Raw genomic sequence first — 2,517 nt, forward strand, 5'->3', positions numbered from 1 at the left:
GCCCCCTCCAAGCCCGCGGCGGCCGGAGAAGGCGCCGCGGGCTTGGAGGGGGCGGCCTTACGAGGCGCGCCAGGCTTGGCAGCGGTCTTGCCGGCGTTGCCGCCGGGACCCTGCAAAGCGTCAGTCAACTTGCGCACGACCGGCGCCTCGATCGTCGAGGACGCCGAACGGACGAATTCACCGAGTTCTTGGAGCTTGGCCATGACGACCTTGCTCTCCACGCCGAACTCCTTGGCGAGTTCGTATACCCGGACCTTAGCCACTTCGCTCCTTTGAGGTCCGGGTTACCGCCGGACCGTCGCTACTTCATGGGCGTACTCATCGCGTACTCATCGAGTGCTCATCGCAATCTCGACCTACTTCCAACTCGCGAGGTACCTGACCGCACGGTGTTCCGTGCCGTACTTCTTCACTGCGGTGCCGGCCGTTCGACGTGGTGACGTAGTTCCGCTGTTTCGAGCGGGCCCTGGACCTTGAAGGCCCTCGGCAACGCTCGGCGGCGGACCGCCAGGTCGAGACAAGCCACGGCGGGGTGCAGGTACGCACCCCGGCCGGGCAGCGTACCGCGATGATCAGGAACGCACTCGTCCTTGTTCACCACGATCCGCAGCAGATCGCTCTTGGCCGCTCGCACCCGGCATCCCACACAGGTTCGCTCAGGGCACGCGCGGGCATGCGTCCGGCCAGACACTATTAAGTCTACCTCCCCGTACCGACCTCACCTCTTTGGGGCAAGAATCGAACAGTTGTTGGCCAAAAACGGTCTCAGTCCTCCGGACCGCTCGGCTCGGTGTCGGGACGGATGTCGATGCGCCAACCGGTGAGCCGCGCGGCGAGGCGGGCGTTCTGGCCCTCCTTGCCGATCGCCAGCGACAGCTGGTAGTCCGGCACCGTCACCCGGGCGGAACGGGCCGCCATGTCGACGACCTCGACCCGGGACACCCGCGCCGGGGAGAGCGCGTTCGCCACCATCTCGGCCGGGTCGTCCGACCAGTCGACGATGTCGATCTTCTCGCCGAGCAGCTCCGCCATCACGTTGCGGACGCGGCTGCCCATCGGGCCGATGCAGGCGCCCTTGGGGTTCAGGCCCGAACGGGTGGAACGGACGGCGATCTTGGTGCGGTGACCGGCCTCACGGGCGATGGCCGCGATCTCGACCGAGCCGTCGGCGATCTCCGGCACCTCGAGGGCGAAGAGCTTCTTCACCAGATTGGGGTGGGTGCGCGAAAGGGTGACGGACGGACCGCGGACACCCTTCGCCACCCGGACGACGTACGTCCGCAGCCGCAGACCGTGCGTGTAGTCCTCTCCCGGCACCTGCTCCTGCACCGGAAGAATGGCTTCCAGCTTGTCGTCCAGACGGACCAGGACGTTCTTCGGGTCCTTGCCCTGCTGCACGACACCGGCGACGACGTCGCCCTCGCGGCGCGCGTACTCGCCGAACGTCACGTCGTTCTCGGCGTCCCGCAGACGCTGCTGGATCACCTGGCGGGCGGTGCTCGCCGCGATCCGGCCGAAGTCCGACGGGGTGTCGTCGAAGTCCTTGGGCTCCTGGCCCTCCTCCAGATCGGAGGGGTCTTCCTTCGCCCACACCGTCACGTGACCGGTCTGCCGGTTCAGCTCCACACGCGCGTGGCGGCGGGCGTCGGGGGTGCGGTGGTAGGCGATGAGGAGGGCCGACTCGATCGCCTCGACCAGCAGGTCGAAGGAGATCTCCTTCTCATTCGCCAAGCCCTTGAGCAGCTTCACGTCGATGTCCACGGCTACGCCTCCTCTTCCTTCTTGTCCTTGCGGTTGAACTCGATCTCGACACGAGCCTTGGCGATGTCGGCGAACGCGACCCGGCGGGCGGTGGGCTTGCGCCCCTTCACACCCGGCACTTCGAGGTCGAGGCCGTCCTCGTCCACGGCCATGATCCGCGCGACCAGCTCCTCGGCGGCGCCGTCGGTGGTCAGCTGGAGCTTCGCGAGGCGGCCGGTGGCCCGCACGTAGTGGCGGTGCTCGGTCAGCGGGCGGTCGGCGCCGGGGGAGCTGACTTCGAGGACGTACTCGCCCTCGCCCATCGCGTCGGTCTCGTCGAGCTTCTCGGAGATCGCGCGGCTCAGCTCGGCACAGGCGTCCAGTTCCACGCCCTCGTCCGAATCGACGACGATCCTCAGCAGTCCGCGGCGGCCGGCCCGGGACACCTCGATCTCCTCGAGATCCAGGTCCCTCGCGTGGACGAGCGGCTCCACGAGTCCGCGCAGCCTGTCGCTCTGGGTGGTGCTCATCCGGGTGACTCCTCGGCCGCGTGTGCTGTTGTGGGTTCGTCGCGTGTTCCTCGCGTGTCAGACCAAAGGGTATCCGGTCCGGGAGGGTGTTGCCGTCCACCGCCCCGGGGCCCGCGGGTACGCTCGCCTGCGGTGATCCCGACGATCTTCGACGACGTACCACAGCTGAGGGAGAGAGTGTGACGACGACGGGCAGGCGCGCACTCCTGACGGCGGGGGTCTCGGCCGCCGCCGCGGCGGCGCTCCC

4 protein-coding genes are annotated in these 2,517 nt (G+C 68.2%); all 4 read right to left on the reverse strand.

Annotated elements, in window-relative coordinates:
* On the reverse strand, window positions 1-263 hold a 263-nt coding region (locus AOK00_RS34635; RefSeq protein ID WP_159041922.1), incomplete at its 3' end, for a translation initiation factor IF-2 N-terminal domain-containing protein.
* A gap of 146 nt (window positions 264-409) precedes the next feature.
* Window positions 410-691: a YlxR family protein gene (locus AOK00_RS37900; protein ID WP_078944865.1), complete on the reverse strand. Its 282-nt coding sequence runs from the start codon at window positions 689-691 to the stop codon at window positions 410-412.
* Between the two features lie 74 nt (window positions 692-765).
* Complete coding sequence (nusA, locus tag AOK00_RS34640) at window positions 766-1,761, reverse strand: transcription termination factor NusA (RefSeq protein WP_030322420.1); 996 nt, start codon at window positions 1,759-1,761, stop codon at window positions 766-768.
* 2 nt (window positions 1,762-1,763) lie between these two features.
* Window positions 1,764-2,270, reverse strand: a complete 507-nt coding sequence (gene rimP / locus AOK00_RS34645; protein ID WP_055604101.1) for a ribosome maturation factor RimP — start codon at window positions 2,268-2,270, stop codon at window positions 1,764-1,766.
* Window positions 2,271-2,517 lie beyond the last annotated feature (247 nt).

It is taken from the genome of Streptomyces aureus, from assembly GCF_001418135.1.
Taxonomy (GTDB): Bacteria; Actinomycetota; Actinomycetes; order Streptomycetales; family Streptomycetaceae; genus Streptomyces; species Streptomyces aureus_A.

Coding starts and splice junctions, on each gene's coding strand:
- rimP (WP_055604101.1), bottom strand. CDS start 2,270: ATGAGCACCACCCAGAGCGACAGGCTGCGCGGACTCGTGGAGCCGCTC.